The 18,952-nt window shown below is 65.9% G+C and carries 18 protein-coding genes; 12 read left to right on the forward strand and 6 right to left on the reverse strand.

All coding sequences use genetic code 11. From position 1 onward, the window contains the following. Positions 1–5: 5 nt before the first annotated feature. Complete coding sequence (locus OG203_RS45485; protein ID WP_405163405.1) at positions 6–692, reverse strand: response regulator; 687 nt, start codon at positions 690–692, stop codon at positions 6–8. Further along, positions 674–2,362 carry an ATP-binding protein gene (locus OG203_RS45490; RefSeq protein WP_405163406.1) on the reverse strand — a complete coding sequence of 563 codons (1,689 nt, stop codon included), beginning with the start codon at positions 2,360–2,362 and terminating at the stop codon, positions 674–676. Before OG203_RS45490 ends, OG203_RS45485 begins: the two co-directional genes overlap by 19 nt. Before the next feature lie 148 nt (positions 2,363–2,510). On the opposite strand from OG203_RS45490, the gene OG203_RS45495 reads away from it, so the two are divergent. The 3 genes from OG203_RS45495 to OG203_RS45505 are packed head-to-tail and all read left to right on the forward strand — an operon-like array spanning position 2,511 to position 5,249. After that, positions 2,511–3,317, forward strand: coding sequence for an ABC transporter ATP-binding protein (locus tag OG203_RS45495; RefSeq protein WP_405163407.1), 807 nt, complete (start codon positions 2,511–2,513; stop codon positions 3,315–3,317). Next, positions 3,307–4,194 carry an ABC transporter permease gene (locus OG203_RS45500; RefSeq protein WP_405163408.1) on the forward strand — a complete coding sequence of 296 codons (888 nt, stop codon included), beginning with the start codon at positions 3,307–3,309 and terminating at the stop codon, positions 4,192–4,194. The genes OG203_RS45495 and OG203_RS45500 overlap by 11 nt, the downstream gene beginning before the upstream one ends. A 2-nt stretch (positions 4,195–4,196) precedes the next feature. Continuing rightward, positions 4,197–5,249 (forward strand): ABC transporter substrate-binding protein, encoded by a 1,053-nt coding sequence (locus OG203_RS45505; protein WP_405163409.1) that lies wholly within the window; start codon positions 4,197–4,199, stop codon positions 5,247–5,249. Positions 5,250–5,324: 75 nt separating this feature from the next. On the opposite strand, the gene OG203_RS45510 is transcribed toward OG203_RS45505, so the two are convergent. Further along, positions 5,325–6,614, reverse strand: coding sequence for an IS256 family transposase (locus tag OG203_RS45510; protein ID WP_405168199.1), 1,290 nt, complete (start codon positions 6,612–6,614; stop codon positions 5,325–5,327). Positions 6,615–6,966: 352 nt separating this feature from the next. On the opposite strand from OG203_RS45510, the gene OG203_RS45515 reads away from it, so the two are divergent. Continuing rightward, positions 6,967–7,851: an alpha/beta fold hydrolase gene (locus OG203_RS45515; RefSeq protein ID WP_405163410.1), complete on the forward strand. Its 885-nt coding sequence runs from the start codon at positions 6,967–6,969 to the stop codon at positions 7,849–7,851. A 92-nt stretch (positions 7,852–7,943) separates the two neighbouring features. On the opposite strand, the gene OG203_RS45520 is transcribed toward OG203_RS45515, so the two are convergent. After that, positions 7,944–8,705 carry a siderophore-interacting protein gene (locus OG203_RS45520; RefSeq protein WP_405163411.1) on the reverse strand — a complete coding sequence of 254 codons (762 nt, stop codon included), beginning with the start codon at positions 8,703–8,705 and terminating at the stop codon, positions 7,944–7,946. A gap of 140 nt (positions 8,706–8,845) precedes the next feature. On the opposite strand from OG203_RS45520, the gene OG203_RS45525 reads away from it, so the two are divergent. Both OG203_RS45525 and OG203_RS45530 read left to right on the forward strand, forming a co-directional pair. Further along, positions 8,846–9,673: an NADPH-dependent oxidoreductase gene (locus tag OG203_RS45525; protein WP_405163412.1), complete on the forward strand. Its 828-nt coding sequence runs from the start codon at positions 8,846–8,848 to the stop codon at positions 9,671–9,673. A gap of 273 nt (positions 9,674–9,946) precedes the next feature. Further along, entirely contained in the window at positions 9,947–11,386 is a 1,440-nt protein-coding gene (locus OG203_RS45530) for an amino acid permease (protein WP_405163413.1), read from the forward strand. A 78-nt stretch (positions 11,387–11,464) separates the two neighbouring features. Here OG203_RS45530 and OG203_RS45535 read toward each other — a convergent pair whose 3' ends face one another. Further along, on the reverse strand, positions 11,465–12,118 hold the full coding sequence (locus tag OG203_RS45535; protein ID WP_405163414.1) for a TetR/AcrR family transcriptional regulator: 654 nt from the start codon (positions 12,116–12,118) through the stop codon (positions 11,465–11,467). Positions 12,119–12,165: 47 nt separating this feature from the next. On the opposite strand from OG203_RS45535, the gene OG203_RS45540 reads away from it, so the two are divergent. The 5 genes from OG203_RS45540 (at position 12,166) to OG203_RS45560 (ending at position 16,001) form a co-directional block, all read left to right on the forward strand. Continuing rightward, complete coding sequence (locus tag OG203_RS45540) at positions 12,166–13,185, forward strand: oxygenase MpaB family protein (protein ID WP_405163415.1); 1,020 nt, start codon at positions 12,166–12,168, stop codon at positions 13,183–13,185. Between the two features lie 3 nt (positions 13,186–13,188). Next, positions 13,189–14,532, forward strand: a complete 1,344-nt coding sequence (locus OG203_RS45545) for an oxygenase MpaB family protein (RefSeq protein WP_405163416.1) — start codon at positions 13,189–13,191, stop codon at positions 14,530–14,532. Continuing rightward, positions 14,529–14,789, forward strand: a complete 261-nt coding sequence (locus OG203_RS45550; protein WP_405163417.1) for a 2Fe-2S iron-sulfur cluster-binding protein — start codon at positions 14,529–14,531, stop codon at positions 14,787–14,789. Before OG203_RS45545 ends, OG203_RS45550 begins: the two co-directional genes overlap by 4 nt. 256 nt (positions 14,790–15,045) lie before the next feature. Next, positions 15,046–15,252, forward strand: a complete 207-nt coding sequence (locus OG203_RS45555; RefSeq protein ID WP_405163418.1) for a hypothetical protein — start codon at positions 15,046–15,048, stop codon at positions 15,250–15,252. After that, complete coding sequence (locus OG203_RS45560; RefSeq protein WP_405163419.1) at positions 15,249–16,001, forward strand: hypothetical protein; 753 nt, start codon at positions 15,249–15,251, stop codon at positions 15,999–16,001. Before OG203_RS45555 ends, OG203_RS45560 begins: the two co-directional genes overlap by 4 nt. A 12-nt stretch (positions 16,002–16,013) precedes the next feature. Here OG203_RS45560 and OG203_RS45565 read toward each other — a convergent pair whose 3' ends face one another. Continuing rightward, a complete protein-coding gene (locus OG203_RS45565; protein ID WP_405163420.1) occupies positions 16,014–17,426 on the reverse strand; it encodes an MDR family MFS transporter in 1,413 nt (470 codons plus the stop codon). A 684-nt stretch (positions 17,427–18,110) separates the two neighbouring features. Between OG203_RS45565 and OG203_RS45570 the strand changes: the two genes are divergently transcribed. Beyond that, complete coding sequence (locus OG203_RS45570) at positions 18,111–18,947, forward strand: type II CAAX prenyl endopeptidase Rce1 family protein (RefSeq protein ID WP_405163421.1); 837 nt, start codon at positions 18,111–18,113, stop codon at positions 18,945–18,947. Positions 18,948–18,952: the final 5 nt, after the last annotated feature.

Genomic DNA, 18,952 nt, shown 5'->3' on the forward strand with positions numbered 1-18,952 from the left:
TGGCCTCACCGATCGCTTTTGGCACCTCTGGTGGACGCCGAGTACTCCTGTTCCGGACGTCCGGTGCTCCCGTAGCGCAGGCTCATGCGGAGGGTGCCGGTGCCGACGAGGGTGGCCAGGTAGCGCTGGGCGGTGGCGCGGGAGATGCCGATGGCGGTGGCTACTTCACCGGCGGAGAGTGGCGTGCCTGCTTCGAGGATCGAGTGCAGGACAAGGTCTTTGGTGGGGGAGGTGACGGTGGTCGTGGTGCTGGGGGTGGTGGTCGGGCGGAGTGCTTGGAGGGCTGCGTCGACGCGGGCGTTGTCCACCTGCGGGGTGGCGAGGATGCGGCGGTAGCGGGCGTAGGCGGCGAGGCGGGCGGCGAGTTCGGTGTGCGGGAAGGGTTTGACGAGGAAGGCGAGTGCACCGGCGGAGAGAGCGGCGCGGACGGCGGTGCTGTCGGTGGAGGCGGTCAGAACCATGGCGTCGCACCGTAATTCGCGGACGAAGTCGATGCCGGAGCCATCGGGAAGATAGACGTCGACGAGGGCGAGGTCGACCGGACCGGCGGCCAGGATGTCGCGGGCGGTGGCCAAGGTGTTGGCGGTCCCCGCGACGGTGAAACCCGCGATGGAGTCGACTATTCCGGCATGCAGGTTCGCGACCCGGAAATCATCATCGACGACGAGAACGGTTAGATCTGATGGAGCCATGACACCTTGCTGTCTACGAGCACTTCGGGAATGCGGGCATTGAATTCGGCGCCGGTCAGCGGGGGATTACCGCCGCGTGGACTGGCCAACCGGACATCGCCGCCATGGTTGCGGGCGATCTGTCGAATCAGCGCAAGGCCGACGCCGCGGCCGCCTGGCACGTCGCCGCTGTCGCGGGTCGAGGTGCCCTCGGTGAACAGCACGTCGATCAGCTCCGGCGCGACGCCGTCACCGCTGTCCGCGACAACGATGTGCAGTGTCGAATCCTCTTGCACCAGTTCGACTTCCACCTGCTTGACCGGATTGTCCGAGGCGCGCACGGCCTCGATCGCATTGTCGAGCAGATTGCCGAGCACGGTCGTCACGTCGACCGGATCGACGAGGCTGCCGTCCACCCAGGTGTTCGGGCCGAGCACCAACTCGACGCCGCCCTCGCGCGCGTGCGCGGCCTTCGCGGCGAGGAATGCCTGCAGGTAGGCGTCGTGGATGGCGTCGATGCCTGGCGCGGCGGCCCCGAGCGGACCCGCGCCGATCATCTCGTCGATCGAGCGCGAGGCTTCCTCGGTGCGTCCGCCGTGTAGCAGGCCGCTGATCAGGTGCATCTTGTTGGAGAACTCGTGGCGCTGCGCGCGCAATACCGTGCTCATCGACTGCACGGCGTCCAGCTGACGGGTCAGCGCCTCGACGTCGGTGCGGTCGCGCACGGTCAGTACCGCGCCGAGATCGCGACGGTCCCGATGCACCGGCCGCGCCGCGACGACAACGATGTGTGAACCGACCGTCGCCGACGCGGGTTGTTCGTCGAGCCCGCGGAACACCTCGAGCACCCGCGGCGTCAACCCGATCTCGTCCACCGGCCGCCCGATATCCGCGCCGATCCCGAGCAGCCTGCGCGCCTCGTCATTGACAAACGTTGTGCGCCAAGAGGAGTCAACGGCGAGCACGCCGCGGCCGATGCCGTGCAACACCGCGGCCTGGCCGCGCACCAGCTCGGCCAGCTCGGCGGGTTCGAGCCCGAGCGTCAGCCCGCGCCAGCGCCGGGCCAGCAGCATGGATCCCGCGATCCCGACCAGCAACGCGGCACCGACCAGCAGACCCGCGGTCCCCAGGTCGTCGAGCAACTGATCACGCACCGCGTCGGTGGAGATGCCGACACTGACCGCGCCGACAATCCGATCCGAATCCGGTGCCAGGACAGGGACTTTCGCCCGCACCGAGTCGCCGAGCGTGCCGCGTTCCTCGGCGATCACCTCGCGACCGGCCAGCGCGCCCGAGGGGTCGGTGCTCACATGCTCGGTGATCCGCGCGGCATCCGGATGCGCCAGTCGAATCCCGGAGTCATCGGTGACCACCACGAACAACGCCTCGGTCCGCTGCGTCGTGTCGACGGCGATCCGCTCCAACGGCCCGGCGGCGAGCCGCTCGCGCAGCTGCGGATCGGCGCTGATCGCGCCCGGCGCGTACTTGGTCACCTCGTCGCGCACCACGGGCTCGGCCGCGACCGTGCGCGCGATCGCGAGGGCGCGCTGGCCGTACCCGTCGCGCAAACGTTGATCGCTGAGGTAGCCGAAGACGGCGAAGGCGACGCCGAGGGTCAGGGTGACCACCACGATCTGCAGCAGCAGAACTTGAGTCCTCAATCGCACGGCAGGCGCGCCCTCATTCGCCATTGCCGCAGCATAGACCACCGTGCCGAGCGTGAGCAGAATGCGCAGAACTAGCGAATCGGCACTTTGCACGGCTTGTGCGCACAAGCTCCGCGGTGTGACCGGGGACACGTACGTTCGCTCTACCTCGATCTCGCAGGAGCTAGAAACCATGAACCACCCACTCATCGAGCTGCGGAGCGCAACGAAGCGTTTCCCCGGCACCGGGGGCGGCATCCACACCGCCGTCAAGAACCTCGACCTAGAGGTCCGCCCCGGCGAATTCGTCTCCGTGGTCGGCCCGACCGGCTGCGGTAAGTCGACCACCCTGTCGCTGGTGTCCGGCCTCGAACCCGCCTCGGCCGGTCGAACGCTGGTGCGCGGCAAGGACGTCGACGGCATCCCCGACGGCATCGGCTACATGTTCCAGCAGGACGCCGTGCTGCCGTGGAAGTCCGTGCTCGACAACGTCGCGCTGGGCCCTCGGCTGCGTGGCGCGTCGAAATCCGAAGCGCGGGAGAAGGCTTCGGTGTGGGTGCACAAGGTGGGCCTGGCCGGGTTCGAGACCTACTACCCGCATCAGCTGTCCGGCGGCATGCGCAAGCGCGTCGCGCTGGCGCAGACGCTGGTCAACGATCCGGAAATCCTGCTGATGGACGAGCCGTTCAGCGCGCTCGACGTGCAGACCCGCCAGCTCATGCAGGACGAACTGCTGCGCGTGTGGGCCGGCACCGGCGCGGCGGTCATCTTCGTCACCCACGATCTGGAAGAGGCGATCGTGCTCGCCGACCGGGTGGTCGTCATGACCGCGAGCCCGGCGACGGTGTGCGGCAACTTCACCGTCGCCTTGGATCGGCCGCGCAATGTCGAAGAGGTGCGGCTCACCACCGAGTTCCGCGATATCTACAAAGAGATTTGGGAAACGCTGCGCGACCAGGTCGAGGCGGCTCGAGCCAAGGGAGCCTCCCGTGTCGCATAACGTCCTCGAAAAGGGTTCTGCCGCATCGCCGGTGCCGGAGAACGAGACCGAGGAGCAGATCCTCACGCGCGTGCGCACCAATGCCAGGCGCGCACGCATCCGCACCTGGGGCCTTCGCCTCGCCCTGGTGGCACTGTGGCTCGGCTCATGGGAGCTCACCGCGACGCTGTGGATCGACCCGTTCTTCTACTCCAAGCCGTCGCTGATCTGGGATCGAATCGTCGAATGGTTCAGTGAGGGAACCCAATTCGGCTCGATCTGGCTGCAGATCTTCACCACCGTCGAGGAGGCCGTGCTCGGCTTCCTGATCGGCGCGGTCGCCGGTGTCGTGCTCGGCACCCTGCTCGGCCGCAGCCGGTACTGGGCCGACGTGCTCGCGCCGTTCATCAAGGCGCTCAACGCGGTACCGCGCATCGTGCTTGCCGCGCTGTTCATCATCTGGTTCGGCCTGGGGCTCAGCTCGAAGGTCGCGACGGTGGTCGTGCTGGTGTTCTTCGCGGTGTTCTTCAACGCGTTCACCGGCGCGCGGGAGGTGGACGGCAACGTCATCAACAACGCGCGCATCCTCGGCGCAGGCAAGCGGCAGGTGCTCACCGCGATCGTGCTGCCGAGTGCGACCACCTGGATCCTGTCCAGCCTGCACACCGCGTTCGGTTTCGCGCTGATCGGTGCGGTCGTTGGCGAATATGCCGGTGCCAGTAAAGGTTTGGGTCTGTTGATCAGCAACGCTCAGGGCACGTTCGATTCGGCGGGCATCTACGCGGGCATGATCATCATCACCGTGATCGCGTTGCTCGCGGAGTGGGCGATCGGCTTCGCGGAGAGCAAGCTGCTGAAATGGCGTCCGTCGCAAGCGACTTCGGGCCACGGGATCTGAGCATGAGATACCGCAAGCATGTGACGATCGTCGTCGTCGCCATCGCGGCGCTGCTGCTGGCCACGGGATGCCGGGATTCCCGGCACATTCCGATGGCGAACGGGCGTCCGCAGATCACCATCATGGTCGGCGGGCTGGAGAAGGTGATCTACCTGCCCGCGATGCTCACCAAACAGCTCGGCTACTTCGACAGCAACGACGTCGACGTGCAGCTGCTCGGCGAGCAGTCCGGTGCCAATGCCGAAACCGCGCTGCTCACCGGCGATGTGCAGGGTGTGGTCGGGTTCTACGACCACACCATCGACCTGCAAGCCAAGGAACAGTGCATCCAATCGGTGGTGCAGTTCTCGGACGTGCCCGGCGAAGTGGAGCTGGTCTCCAAACAGGACGCGGGAACCATCAAATCGACCGCTGACCTGCGTGGCAGGAACCTGGGTGTCACCTCGCTCGGCTCCTCGACCGACTTCCTCACCCAGGCGCTCACCGGCCAGCAAGGCATGGGCACCAAGGACTACACCCGGGTGAAAGTCGGTGCCGGACAGACGTTCATCGCTGGCATGAACCACAACGGCATCGACGCGGGCATGACTACCGACCCGACCGTCGCGCAAATGGTCAACTCCGGTGAGGCCCAAATCCTGGTCGACATGCGCACCGAGGCAGGCACCCGCGCCGCACTCGGCGGCCTCTACCCCGCCACCTCGCTGTACATGAACTGCGCGACCATCGACGCCCACCCCGACATCGTGCAAAAGCTCGCGGCAGCCTTCGTACAAACGCTGAAGTGGATCAAAACCCACACCCCAGAAGAGATCGCCGCCAAAATGCCCTCCCAATACGCGAGCGCGGGCAAAGACCTCTACATCCAATCCATCCGCGACTCGATCGGCATGTTCAACGCCGACGGCCTGATGAAACCCGAAGGCGCCCAAAATGTTCTGAACATCCTAGGCAAGTACTCCCGCAACGTAGCCCCGATGAAAGACCGCATCGACCTCTCCAAGACCTACACGACCCGATTCGTAGAAGAGGCATTGCGCGCGCCCAAGCAATAGCGCCTCAAACCCGATGCGCCGTCCAGGACCCCTTGAGGGTCTGTCCAGATAACGGTGTAACTCGGGTTGATTGAACTATTTTCGTCCGGCGGTGAGTCGGCCTTCGAAGGTGATGTCGAAGGCGTTGAGCGCGGCTTTCCATCGGGTGATCCATCGTTTCTGGCCGTCTCCGGTGGGGTCGAGGGCCATGACCGCGAGGTAGACGCATTTGAGGGCGGCTTGCTCGTTGGGGAAGTGGCCGCGGGCGCGGACCGCGCGGCGGATACGAGCGTTGACCGACTCGATCGCGTTCGTGGAACAGATAACGCGCCGGATCTCGGTGTCGAAGGCCAGGAACGGAGTGAACTCGGCCCACGAGGTTTCCCAAAGCCGCACGATAGCAGGATATTTCGTGCCCCAGGCCTCGGCGAACTCGTAGAACCGTTCCAACGCCGCGGCTTCGGTCGCGGCGGTGTAGACCGGTTTCAAGGCTTTGGCGATCACGGCCCAGTCCTGGCGCCCGGCGTAGGAGAACGACGCGCGCAGCAGGTGCACGATGCAGGTCTGAACGACCGCGGCCGGCCAGGTCTGCCCGATCGCTTCGGGTAGTCCTTTGAGCCCGTCGCAGACGAGCATGCAGACGTCATCGACACCACGGTTTTTCAGCTCGGTCAGGATCTGCAACCAGAACTTCGCGCCTTCACCGCCGTCACCGGCCCAGAGCCCGAGGATCTCGCGGCCGCCCTCGACCGTGACGGCCAACGCGAGGTAGATCGGCCGGTTGGCGACCTTCCCGTCGCGGATCTTGACATGGATCGCATCGAGGAAGATCACCGGATAAACCCGGTCCAGGGGCCGGTTCTGCCATTCGGTCATGCCGTCGATGACCTTGTCGGTGATGGTCGAGATCGTCTGCTTGGACACCTCGGCGCCGTAGACCTCGCGCAGATGCGCCGAGATCTCGCCATGAGTCAGGCCCTTGGCCGAGAGCGACAACACCATGTTCTCCACCCCGTTCAATCGACGCTGGCGTTTACGCACGATCTGCGGCTCGAAACTGGCGTCGCGGTCACGCGGGACATCGATCTCGACCGGACCGACATCGGTCACGACCGTCTTCGAGCGGGTTCCGTTGCGGGAGTTCGGTGTTCCACGACCCGCCGGGTCACCGTGGTCATAGCCGAGGTGATCGGTGATCTCCCCGTCCAGAGCGGACTCGACCACCATCTTGGTCAGCTGCCCCAGCAGCCCGTCTTCGCCGGTCAACTGCAGCCCGCTCGCGCGGGCCTGGGCCACGAGCTGGCCTACCAACTCGGCATCCACCACCGACGACTTCGCCTTCCTGGGTCTGGCCACCGAGTCAGTATCGACCACATCGACGGCCATCACATCAGAGTTCATGTGCCACTCCTTGTTTCGGAGTTACACCGTTGTTCTTACAGTCCCCCCCTTGACGGCGCATCGGGCCGGGTAGTCGGTTCAGGGCTCCTGCTGACAGTTCCACGACTGCCCTTGGTGGCCTGGGCAGTAGACACGGACGGTCACGCGATCACCAAGTCCGAAAGTGTCATTACCGCCCGGCACGTGCGGATCGGCGTAGACGTAGGTGGACTCGATGTCATATTTGCCCTGCTTGGTCGGTCTCCATTGCACGTGATCTAGCGCGCAAAGCGGACAGCGCGAAGCTTTGCGCGGCTCGGGCGAACGGGCGGTGTGATTATCGGCTACCGTCGGGTAGGTGACGGGCCTTTCACGTGGTGATGAGATCGCTGCTCCGGTCGCGTTTCCTGCGCGGCGAACGGTTGTGCTGGCCGACGGGTCGACTGTTGATGTGCGGTTTGTGGACGGGGCGAATCCTGTTCTGGTGCTGCATGGTTGGGCGTTGACGGCGGATGTGAACTTCTGTCATCTGATGCAGCCTGTCGCGGACGATTATGGGCTGGTCGCGATGGACATGCGGGGGCATGGCAGGGGGCTGCCGTTGGGGGTGGGGGAGCGGTTCGATATCGCGCAGTGTGCTGATGATGCGGCGGCGGTGTTGGATGCGCTCGGCATCGATCAGGTGGTGGTGTGCGGGTATTCGCTGGGTGGGCCGGTGGGGTTGGAGTTTGCCCGGCGGCATCGAGATCGGGTGCGCGGGTTGGTTTTTGAGGCTACCGCGATGGCGTTCGATAGTGCCGAGGACAAGATCGGGCGGGTGTTCTTTCGGGGCCTGCGGCCGTTCGCGCATCGCAGCGGCGGGATCGGGCGGTCGGTGCCGCTGTCCTATTTCTGGAAGGCTCGGGTCAAGTCCGATGAGGTCGCGCGGCTGTGGCCGTGGTTGCGGGCGGAACTGGGGCGGTGTCATCCGCGGGTGATCGTCGACGTGATTCTCGCCGAGTATGTCTTCGATTTCCGGCCGTATGCGGCGGAGCTTGCCGGATTGCCGACGGCAGTTGTGGTCACCACGCAAGACGGTGCGGTGCCGCCCAAGGATCAGCGTGAGTTGGCTGAGCTGCTCGATGCGACGGTGATCGAACTCGACGCCGCGCACGACGTGTTCCTGGTCGACCCGGCGAAGTATGTCGCGGCGACTCGGTCGGCGATCGATGAGGTTCTCGGCAAGCCACGACCACCGCGCTGAACCCGCTGCCGCGCGTGAATTCTCCGCCCGCGCACGAATTCGTCAGCAATGTCGTGCCCGGGCGGAGAAGACGTACGCGGCAGTGGGTGCGCTCAGCTGGTCGCCGGTGCGGTTTCTTGTTCCTTGAGTTCGGCCTTCCATTCACGGAAACCCTCTTCGGTGCGTCCGCGACGCCAGTAACCGGAGATCGAGGCGGCCCATTCGGCGGTCACGCCGCGTTCCCGGCGGACGTAGCGGCGCATGTCGTGCATGACGGACTGGGCCTCGCCGTGGATGAAGACCTGGACCTGGCCGTCTTTCCACGGCGCCTTGCGCACGCTTTCCGCGAGCACCTCGCCTGGCGCCTGGGTGCCGCGGTGCAGCCAGGTCAGCTCGATGCCCTCCGGCTTCCGCAGCGGCAGTTCGTCGTCGGGTCCGGCGACCTCGAGGAACGCGTAGCCGACGGCCGTCGAGTCCATCGCTTCCAGCGCGGCGGCGATGGCGGGCAGTGCCGCCTCGTCACCGGCAAGCAGGTGCCAGTCGGCGTCGGCGCGGGGTGCGTACGCGCCGCCGGGGCCGAACAGGTCGATGGTGTCGCCGGGCTTGGCCTCGGCCGCCCATGGACCCGCGATGCCCTCGGCGCCGTGGTACACGAAATCGGCGGCGAGCTGGCCTGCGTCCTGGTCGACCGAGCGGACGGTGTAGGTGCGCAGCACATCGATCCCGTCACGCTCGAAGATGAACTTGACGTAGGAATCGGTGAACTCGCTGGCCTGGAACGCGGCGAAGCCGGGGCCGCCGAGGTGGACCCGAATGAGGTGCGGGCTCAGCCACTCGGTGTGCTGCACGGTCAGGGTGGTGCGGGGTCGAGCCATAAGTAATCCTCCACTACTGTTAATTAGGGTTACCTTACTGACCCTACTCCGAGTTGATCTCCATGGGAATCTCGGCGGCGTTCGGCTCACTGTGCGAGCAACCGCTGACGGACGGGCCGCGGCAGTCCAGTATGGCGGATATGACCCAGACCGTGCCGACGCCGACTCACCTGGTGCAGCAGCGTTACCGCGACCCCAAGCCTACCGAACCCGCCCAGTGGAACCCGGTTCTGCAGGTGCTGCACGAGCATCGCTCGGTCCGCCGCTATCTTGCCGACCCGGTCTCGGATGACACACTGCGCCTGCTGATTTCGGCCGCCCAGTCCGCGCCCACCTCGTCGAACCTGCAGGCGTGGAGCGTCATCGCGGTGCGCGATCCCGAGCGCAAAGCGCGGCTCGCGGCACTGTCCGGTGATCAGGCGCACATCCTACAGGCGCCCGTATTGCTGGTCTGGACAGCCGATTTCGCGCGCCTGCGCCAACTCGCGGACGACAAGGACGCGCCGCTGGACGGCGCCGACTACCTCGAATCCAGCTACGTCGGCTTCATCGATGCCGCCCTCGCCGCGCAGAACGCGGTCGTCGCCGCGGAATCCCTCGGCCTCGGCACCGTGTATCTCGGCGCCCTGCGCAACCACCCGGAAGACGTTGCGGCGGAACTGAATCTGCCCCCGCAGGTGTTCGCGCCCTTCGGCCTGCTCGTCGGCCACCCCGATCCGACCGAGGAGACCAGGGTCAAACCGCGGCTGCCGCAAGCGGCGGTGCTGCACCACGAAACCTACGACCTGGCCACGCAGCGCGACCACGTCACCGACTACGAGAGCCGCATCGCCGAGTTCTATGCCGAACAACAGCTTTCGCACTCATGGACCGAACGGGTACTGGCCAGGCTCGCCTCGGCGGCCAGCCTCAACGGTCGCCACCGGCTGCGCACGTCACTGGAGAATCACGGCTTCGGCCTGAAGTGAGCTCAGCGGACCTTCGCGATCGACCCTCGGTCCAGGCGCGGCAACCACCCGACCGTAATCCACGGCACCGGACCCAGCTCCCAGGAGGGGCTGACGGCTGGCGCGCTGACCTGGGAAGTTACGGCCGCCTGACGCTGTTTTAGGCGACCGACCGGTAGCGTGACGTGCTGTTCGAACCCGGAACATGCGATGATCCCATGTCATGTGTCCGGGGTCACCGCCCGACGATCCGGGACGTCGCGTTTCGTTGCCGCTAGAGAGAAGGACCGCACTATGACAGCTGCCGACAGTCAATTATCGGACGCTGGAACCCACGATTCGACCGGCGACTCGGAGGGCTACTCGCGCGGCCTGAGCCCGCGCACCATTCAGATGATCGCCATCGGCGGCGCGATCGGCACCGGCCTGTTCTACGGTGCTGGCGGCGCGATCGAGCAGGCCGGTCCCGCCCTGATCCTGGCCTACCTGGCGGCGGGCGTGGCGATCTTCGTGATCATGCGAGCGCTTGGCGAGCTGCTCACCTACCGTCCCGTCTCGGGCAGTTTCGCCGAGTACGCGCACGAATTCCTCGGGCGCTACGCGGGTTTCGTCACCGGCTGGTCGTACTGGGCGGTGTGGGTGGCCACCTGTATGGCCGAGATCACCGTGGCGGGCAAGTACGTGCAGTACTGGTTCGACATCCAACCGTGGATCACGGCGCTTGTGGTGCTCGCGGTGATGTTCGTGGCCAACCTGATCTCGGTGCGGCTGTTCGGTGAGGGCGAGTTCTGGTTCTCCGCCATCAAGGTCACCGCGATCATCGGCATGATCCTGCTCGGCATCGGCGTGCTGACCATCGGCTTCGGGCACGCCGCCAACCCGACCGTGACCAACCTGTGGGCCGACGGCGGCGTGTTCCCGAACGGCTTCGGTCAGTCGCTGCTTGTGCTGCAGATCGTGCTGTTCGCCTACGTCGGTGTCGAGCTGGTCGGCGTCACCGCCGGCGAGGCGCGCGAACCGCGCAAGACACTGCGCAAGGCGATCAACACGCTGCCGTTCCGGATCGGCCTGTTCTACGTCGGCGCGCTCCTGGTGATCATGTCGGTGTCGAGCTGGCGCACCTTCCACGCGGGCAAGAGCCCGTTCGTCGAGGTGTTCCAGCAGATCGGCATCCCCGGTGCGGCGGGCATCATCAACTTCGTGCTGCTGACGGCCGCGCTGTCGTCCTGCAACTCGGGCATCTACTCGACCGGCCGCATGCTGCGCACCCTGTCGCTGCACGGGGAAGCACCGGCAGCGCTCAACAAGCTCAGCTCGCGCCACGTGCCCTACCTCGGCATCTCGGCGTCGGCGGCCGCGATGGTGATCGGCGTGATCGTCAACGTCATCTCCCCGGACAAGGCATTCGCCTACATCACCTCGGTGAGCACCATCGGCATCATCTTCGTCTGGGGCATGATCCTGGTCTGCCACCTGATTTACCGCGCGAGGGTCGCCCGCGGCGAACTTCCCGCGGCCGACTATCGCCTCCCCGGAGCGCCGTACACGACCGTGCTTGCGCTGGCGTTCCTCGCGCTGGTGGTCGTGTTGCTGTTCTTCACCGATAGTGGCCGCACCGCCGTTGTCGTCGGCGTCGTGTGGACGGTATTGGTGTCCGCCGGTTACCTTGCGCTCACCCGCCTCGGAAAGAGTGGCGGGACAATCGATCCCGCGCGTCAGTCCGCCGGTCGCTAGCCGCACGTTTTCTGATTTCCCGCACCTGGAATCGCCTGCGAATTCAGGTACGGGAAATCAGGATGGGTGCGGCTGCGGTTACTCGCGTTCTGCTCGTGAACGTTGCTGCGCAGGTGAGAGCCCTGAGGTCGGGCGAAAGTAGTTCAACACCAAGCGTGTGATCTCGGCGAGGAAGCGCTCGCGGGAGACCGGGGGCTGGTCGAGGATGTAGCGAATGGCGAGATGCTCGACCGCGCGAACCAGCATCCACGAGGCCGCCTCGAAGTCCACATCCTCGGGCAACGAGGCCCGATGCATGGTCAACGCCACCCGCGCCAACTCCCCGATCTGCTGCTCGAACGCGAAAACGGTGTTGTCCCCGCTCAGCCGCGGCGTCTGCTCGATCACGGCACGCAGCAGCGCCGGATGGCTGCCCAACGCGTCGAGCAGCGCGGAAATCGTTGCCGGAACAGCAGTTTCGGGCGGCTGATTGAGCTGGGCAAGCACACTGCTGTGCACCCGCGACGCGACCTCGCTGTTGTACCGGTCGATCACTGCGGTGACGATGGCGTCCTTGCCTGGAAAGTATTGATACAGCGAACCGGGACTGATGCCCGCCGCCTCGGCGATCCGATTGGTGGACGCGCCGTCATAACCGTGTTCGATGAGCACTGTCTGCCCGGCGTCGATGATGCGCTGCACCATGGCGCGCGAGCGTTGCTGCTGCGGCGTTTTCCGCGTCTTCGGTGGCATCAGAAGACGAATTGAACGCGAGTATTTATTCGTGTCAGCATCAATGCATGGTTGCACACAATGACGTGGTGCACGAGCGCCACCGCGCCCCCGTTCCACTCGGCCCCGACTCGTTGACCTGGCAGATCTTCGGCTCGCTGTACTTCGCGCCGAGCGGACTGTTCCTCGGCATGGTGCAGAACATGCATCCCGGCCTCGGGGCCGGCGTCGAGTACCACTCCGAGATCAACGACGAGTTCTATCAACGGGTGCTGCGCTCGGCGTATCCGATTGTCGGCGTGGTCTTCGACGGTCCGAGGGCCGCGCAGACCGCGCGCGAGATCGTGGACTACCACCGCACGATCAAGGGCACCGACGAGCAGGGGCGGCGGTATCACGCGCTGGACCCCGGCACGTTCTACTGGGCGCACGCGGTGTTCTTCGTGCAGACGTTGCGTGCGGGCGAGCTGTTCATGGGCGGACTGACGCCAGCGCAACGCGAACAGCTGTGGCGCGAGCAATACCAGTGGTACGAGATGTATGGGATGAGCATGCGTGTCGTCCCGAAGAGCTGGGCGGAGTTCCAGGTCTACTGGAATGACATGTGCGAGAACGTATTGGAGCCGACCACAGCCTCGTGGGAGGTGTATCGGCTGGCCGAGAACGCGCCGGTGCCGCCGTTTCCGGTGCTGGACATGCTGCCGAAACCGCTGTGGGAGAAGATGGTTCGGCCGTTCGGCGCCAGGTTCTATCAGTTCGTCACCATCGGCCTGTGTGACCCATCGATCCGGCGCATCATGGGCTTCACCTGGACGCGGGGCGACCAGTTCTGGTTCGACCGCTGGTGTGCGCTGCTCACGGCGATGAACCGGGTGACACCGGACGAGATCCGCTACTTCTTCCCGCGCATCCGGGCCGGGCGCCGCCGCGAACGCGGACTACGACCCGCCGCGCTGGCACCGCCGGAGGCGCCCGAATTGCTCTGGCCCGCAACCGAACATCGCGACGACCCCAAACACTATTGCCCGGTACACGCTGATCACGGGTCGACCCCCGCCACGAAATTCCGGCAACTGACAGGATTTTGACCGATGCTGGACGTGAACACCGCCGCGCACCCCTTCGACTACTACTATCGCCCCGGCATGCCGCTACGCCCGCCGCCACCGCGTGCCGTCGCCTCCGAATTGTGGTTCGAGCCAAGGAAATCGATCCTCTCGCCCTGGATCGACGTGCGGCCGGTCCCGGCCGAAACGCCACGCACCCGACTGATGGCCGACCATCTCTGGCAGGGCGACGAGCCGATGGACAACCTGGTCGCCGCGTTCCGCCGGATCGGCACCGCCGCGGGCAGGCGGCTGCTGGACGAGGCGCTCGACCACGGCATCGACGCCATCGACGATCCGCCGCCGGAACTGGTGGCACTGTTCGCCACGCTCGACAACCCACCGGACTGGTACGACCCCGACCTCTGGGAATACGGCCGCCAGCTGTGGATCAACGTCTCGACCTCCGGCAAACTCGCCATGGGCGTGCAGGACTTCATGGGCACGTTCGTCGGCGCGGAGGTCGCCTCCGCGACCGGCGCCACCGGCCGGTTCGTCAACGATCCCTACCGGCGAAACCTGGAGACCGCCACCTGGTTCCGCAATGTGACGGTCCGCGGCGGCATGGACCGCCGATCGCCGGTCTTCAAAGACACTGTGCGCGTGCGACTCATGCACGCGCAGGTGCGCGCCGGACTGCACCGCGCCTGGGGCACCGGCCATTTCGCCACGCACGGCAACCCCATCTCCAACAGCACGATGATGGGCGCCGCGGTGACCTTCGGCCTGTCGCCGATGTGCTTCGACCACACCCACGGCCGCAAATGCACTGAGCGGCAACTGAATGCGGTGATGCACTACTGGGCCTACATCGCCTACGTGTTCGGCGTCGCGGACGAACTGATCCCGCGCACGGCGCGCGAGGGCATGGAGATGTCGGACTACATGGTCGCCACGGCCGGTGTCGCGCCGGAGTGGACCGCGAACATGGCCGGGGCGGCGACCCGCCGGCTCGCGGGTGCGACGAGCCTGCTCGATCGACTGAAAGTCCAAGCGACGGCACCGCTGCTCGGCCTGCTCACCTACTTCAGCAGCGAACCGCTCGTGCGAGAGTTGGTCCGCAGCACGCCATTACATGAGGTTCCGGTGCGGCCGTGGTCGACTCTGACAGGCGTGGCGGCAGCACTCGATGTCCGGCTGCGGGCACTCGACGACGCACTACCGGGCGCGAACGACCGCATGGTGCGGCGCGCGGCCGCCGACGACCCGGTCTGGCGGCGCAACACCAAGGTCGCCAAGCTGCTCGCCGCCCGCGTCGGCATCTACGGCACCCCCTACGACCAACACGACGACTCGGCCACCGGCCTAGCCCGCTGCCCGGTCCGATGACGCACCGCCCGCCCCTCCTCGTAGAACTGCGCCGATCGGGCCGCACGGTGCTCGTCCCACCCGCGTTCACCGTGCTCGAGGCCCTGGAAGACGCGGGCATCGCGATCGACTCGATGTGCCGAGCAGGCATCTGCGGAACCTGCGAAGCGGTAGCCCTGACCGCCACCGGCCCGCACGCCGCCGACCACTACCCCCACCCACTCCGCCTCTGCACCACCGCCCCCGGCCTCCTCACCCACCTGGTCCTCGACCTCTGACCCGCCGCGACGACCCCGCCGCTATGGCCGCAGATCCGCACTCGTAGTCGAGAACCGCACCGCCTCGCTTAGCTCCTGTACGCGGTGCGCATCCCGAGAACGAGTGCGATCGAACAGGACTCATGTCGTGCTCGGCGGGCTGTGATCCTGGTGGCGCGTTGAGCGGGCACGGACTCGGCACAGTAGCGTTGCGCGCAACTGAGCCCGGTGTGGGTTGGGGCGATTCGGTAGTGAGTCGAGCCGTGGAGGTAGCGATATGACGAAGACGTTGCACGAACTGGTGCCGGGCGAACTGCCCGCCGGGATCGCCGCGCTGGCACCCGAGGTCAAGGCCGAACTCGCCACGGTGCTGGCCGAGGCCAGGCGCAAGCAGGCGAAGGACCTCGAAACCGCCGCGTACTCGCTGCTGGATTTCGTCCCCCGCCTGCTGCGCGGCGCGGTCAAGAAGGCGGCCGGGCTGTGACCGACAAGACCGATGCCCAGGTGATCAAACTGGCCCGCACGCTCGGCGTCCCCGTCGATCAGCTCGCCTACCTCGCCGACGTCCCCGCCGACGACCTCAGGGACTTCCGCTTCCAGATCGCCGACCTGCTGTTCGAAAGCCAATCCGGCGGCCTGCGCAAAACCGCGGCGGCCGCCAAGGTGATCCCCGCCCAGATCATCGCGAAGTTGGTGGCGCGCAACCGCAACGCGCTGCTCGCGGCGCGCATGGCCGGCGTGCTCGAGCCGTCCCACGCGGTCGACGTGGCCAAGCGCCTGCCGGTGGACTTCCTCGCCGAGGTCGCCCCGCTGCTCGACGCGCGCCGCTCGGGCTACATCATCGCCGGGATACCCACCGACACCGTCGCCGCGGTCGGCAAACTGCTTGCCGAGCAAGAAGATTGGATCACCCTCGGCGATCTGATGGCCGCGATCTCCGACGAGGCCGTCGCCGCCGCACAAGCCGCCGTCGACGGAACCGCGTTGATCCGTGCGGCCTACCTCGTCGACGACGCCGAGCACCTGGAGCGGATGGTCGCCCTGGTACCCGAGGCGAAATTGGTCGAAATGCTCAGCGCCGCCGCCGATCACGAGCTGTGGAACGAATACCGCAGCACCCTCGACGGCCTCTCGGACTCCGCCCTGGCGACGGTCCGCGCCGCGGTCGATCAACTGCCGCCCGAACACCGCGACCGCGCACTCGCCGAAATCGCCGCTCACCTGCCCGCGTAGCGAACGGCAGGCTCAGCTGATCACGGTCTTGCGGCCCGGCATGCACGCCGAGGCAAGCACCATCACCGCCGCCATCGCGAATACCGTGATGAAGACCAGATGCACCGCCGACGACAGGGTCGACGGCACCGGGTGATCGGTGTGGCCGACCCGTGAGTTCACGATCGCGCCGAAGACCGCGACGCCGACCGCGCTGCCGATCGAGCGCCCGAACATATTGGCCGAGGTCACCACACCTCGTTCGGTCCATTCCGCGCTCGCCTGCGCCGCGATCATGGTGGGTGACGCGACGAGGCCCATGCCGATGCCGATCAGGAAACACGATCCGCCGACCTGCCACAGCGTGGAATCCTCGGTGATCAGCAGGGTCGTCGCGGCACCCACCGTCGCAAGCCCGCTGCCGATCAGCGCGGTCGCCCGGAACCCGATGCGCAGGTACACCTTTCCGGCCTGGCCCGCCGCGATCGGCCAGCCAAGGGTGAGCGCGCCGACGGTGAGTCCGGCGACGAGCGCGCCGGTGCCGAGCACGCCCTGCGTGAACGTCGGGACATAGGAGGTCAAGCCGACCAGGATGGCGCCGACGAGCACCGAGACCAAGCTGCTCGCGATGATCACCCGCCGGGTGAACACCCACAGCGGCAGGATCGGGTTCGCCGCCCGCCGCTCGACCAGGCCGAACAGTATGAGCAGCACCGCGCCGCCAACGAAGATGCCGATGCTCGAGGGGGAGTCCCACGCCCACGCCTGGCCGCCCTCGAGTAAACCGAGGATCAGCGCACCAGCGCCCACCGTCAATAGGGCAGCACCGAGATAGTCCACCTGCTGCTTGCGCCGTGGCGCGCTCTCGGAGAAGTGGCGAAGCAGCATCCAGGCCGCCACGGCCGCGAGCGGCAGGTTGATCAGGAAGATCCAGCGCCAGCTGAGGTAATCGGCGAAGACGCCGCCGAGCAGCGGCCCCGCCACCGAGGACACCGCCCACACGCTCGCCAGGTAGCCCTGCACCTTGGCGCGCTCGGTCAGCGTGTAGATATCGCTCGCGATGGTCATCGTCATCGGCTGGATCGCGCCGGCGCCGATGCCCTGCACCGCGCGGAAGATGATCAGCGCGAGCATGCTCGTCGCCAGCCCGCACAGCAGCGAGCCGAGCGCGAATACCGCGATCCCGAACAGAATGACCGGCTTACGCCCGACCGTGTCGGCGAGCTTGCCGTAGACCGGGACGGTGACGGCCTGCGCCAGTAGATAGACGGAGAACAACCACGGGAACTGGGCGAATCCGCCGAGCGTGCGGGTGATCGTCAGCACCGCGGTGGCGATGATGGTGGAATCCAACGCCACCAGTGCCATCGCGAGCATCAGCGAACCGAGGATGGCGCCGCGCTCCGATCGAAAGCCGACAGAGGATGCCATTGTCTCGGTCGCCACGCGCGCGGCCCCTTTCGTTTGTTCGACTAACCACCACCAAGGAACGTAGTCCTGTCCCAGCTATTCCCGCTTGGAATTTTTTCGGCGCTCGGGCCTCGACGGGGTCCGCGGCGAGCCCTCGATGGGGTCCGCGGCGGGTCCGCGATGGGTCGGAATCGGCACCGATCGGGGTCCGGCCGCGAGGGCGTGCCGTGGCACGGTGTTGGACGGCCGTACATACGGTGTTGGACGGTTGCACATCTATAGCAAACAAGTAGCTATCAAATTGGCGTGACTAGACGTTCCGCTGAGCGGCGCCTAATGTTTCCAGCAGTTGAATGCGATGCGGTAAACGGTTAACGACATTGGTCCGACCAGGTGAAATCGGACGAAAAAATAGTGCGAATCGGACGTATTGCGCGCACCGCATGCGGAGGCCCTTACTCCGTATAAAACCGGTGTCTCAGCTCACAGGAGCTTCCAGGTGGAAGCTGTAGACAGTCATCTCAGGACGGTTGTACTGTCTGCCGATGTGTTCAGGACGACGCCGTAGGTAGGTGATGTTAGAGCTCGGGCAGTAGAGCGAAGTCACTGATGTTTTCCTCAACCTGCGTTAAATAGTTGTCCCAAGCATGAGGGCGCGGACGACCCCACTCCACTGAAATGTAAAGACCGACCCGACCGGATAGTGAACGGGGCCTCCCGATGGAAATCTTCTGCATAATTCTGCTCGTCTACCTCATCTTCGCGGAGCCATTCTTCGAGATATTCTCGGTGCGTGCCTTCACGAAGGAATTCGGTGAAAGATCCGACGCGCGCGTGCGGCTGTATCAGGGTGGCGTCTTCCGCACCTGGGCAACGCTCGCCGTCATCATCGTCGCGTTCGCCGTCAGCGGCACCTCGGTGCACGAGCTCGGCCTGACGCACTTCGACTTCTCCGTCTTCCGCGGCTTCTCGCTGGCCGAGAAGATCATCAGCCTGGCCATCGTCACCATCTACGTGTCGTATCTCCTTGGGCCCGTGCTGATTCCGCTGGTCGGCGGCCGTCGCGGCAAGGACTGGATCGCGCACAAGATCGAGTACGTCGTCTTCATCACGCCGGAGTCATCCATCGAGCGGTTCTGGTGGCTGGCCAACTCGTTCAGCACGCCCGCCGAGGAGGTCGTCTACCGCGGCTTCACCATCTACGCGGTCGCGCTGCTGTGGCCGGACCTGCCGTTCTGGATCCTGATCATCGTTGCCGGTGGCGTCATCGATGGTCTTCGGCACGGATTCCGTCCCGCCGTCTCCGCCCAGGTGATATTCGGTGGTGTCGCGCTCGCGCTGACCTACAAATTGACCGGCGCGATCTGGCCGACCATCGGCGTGAAGCTCTTCCACGACCTGCGCGTTCTCGCATTCCCGCTTGCTCAGGCCCGGCGCAATCTGGCCGAACGCGGATTGTCCGAGATTCCCGGGAAAACCCTCACAGACCAGAATGTCCCCGCCGTCGCGGACAATACTGATAATTCAGTCGAGCCACGTACTTCTGTTTCTACGTAGTAGGG

It is taken from the genome of Nocardia sp. NBC_01499 (genome assembly GCF_045040275.1).
In the GTDB taxonomy this organism is placed as follows: Bacteria; Actinomycetota; Actinomycetes; order Mycobacteriales; family Mycobacteriaceae; genus Nocardia.

What these genes read in the sequence shown, in the direction of transcription:
- OG203_RS45485 (WP_405163405.1), bottom strand. Translation starts at nt 692, where the DNA reads ATGGCTCCATCAGATCTAACCGTTCTCGTCGTCGATGATGATTTCCGG.
- OG203_RS45490 (WP_405163406.1), bottom strand. Translation starts at nt 2,362, where the DNA reads ATGGCGAATGAGGGCGCGCCTGCCGTGCGATTGAGGACTCAAGTTCTG.
- OG203_RS45495 (WP_405163407.1), top strand. Translation starts at nt 2,511, where the DNA reads ATGAACCACCCACTCATCGAGCTGCGGAGCGCAACGAAGCGTTTCCCC.
- OG203_RS45505 (WP_405163409.1), top strand. Translation starts at nt 4,197, where the DNA reads ATGAGATACCGCAAGCATGTGACGATCGTCGTCGTCGCCATCGCGGCG.
- OG203_RS45510 (WP_405168199.1), bottom strand. Translation starts at nt 6,614, where the DNA reads ATGGCCGTCGATGTGGTCGATACTGACTCGGTGGCCAGACCCAGGAAG.
- OG203_RS45520 (WP_405163411.1), bottom strand. Translation starts at nt 8,705, where the DNA reads ATGGCTCGACCCCGCACCACCCTGACCGTGCAGCACACCGAGTGGCTG.
- OG203_RS45525 (WP_405163412.1), top strand. Translation starts at nt 8,846, where the DNA reads ATGACCCAGACCGTGCCGACGCCGACTCACCTGGTGCAGCAGCGTTAC.
- OG203_RS45530 (WP_405163413.1), top strand. Translation starts at nt 9,947, where the DNA reads ATGACAGCTGCCGACAGTCAATTATCGGACGCTGGAACCCACGATTCG.
- OG203_RS45535 (WP_405163414.1), bottom strand. Translation starts at nt 12,118, where the DNA reads ATGCCACCGAAGACGCGGAAAACGCCGCAGCAGCAACGCTCGCGCGCC.
- OG203_RS45540 (WP_405163415.1), top strand. Translation starts at nt 12,166, where the DNA reads ATGGTTGCACACAATGACGTGGTGCACGAGCGCCACCGCGCCCCCGTT.
- OG203_RS45545 (WP_405163416.1), top strand. Translation starts at nt 13,189, where the DNA reads ATGCTGGACGTGAACACCGCCGCGCACCCCTTCGACTACTACTATCGC.
- OG203_RS45550 (WP_405163417.1), top strand. Translation starts at nt 14,529, where the DNA reads ATGACGCACCGCCCGCCCCTCCTCGTAGAACTGCGCCGATCGGGCCGC.
- OG203_RS45555 (WP_405163418.1), top strand. Translation starts at nt 15,046, where the DNA reads ATGACGAAGACGTTGCACGAACTGGTGCCGGGCGAACTGCCCGCCGGG.
- OG203_RS45570 (WP_405163421.1), top strand. Translation starts at nt 18,111, where the DNA reads ATGGAAATCTTCTGCATAATTCTGCTCGTCTACCTCATCTTCGCGGAG.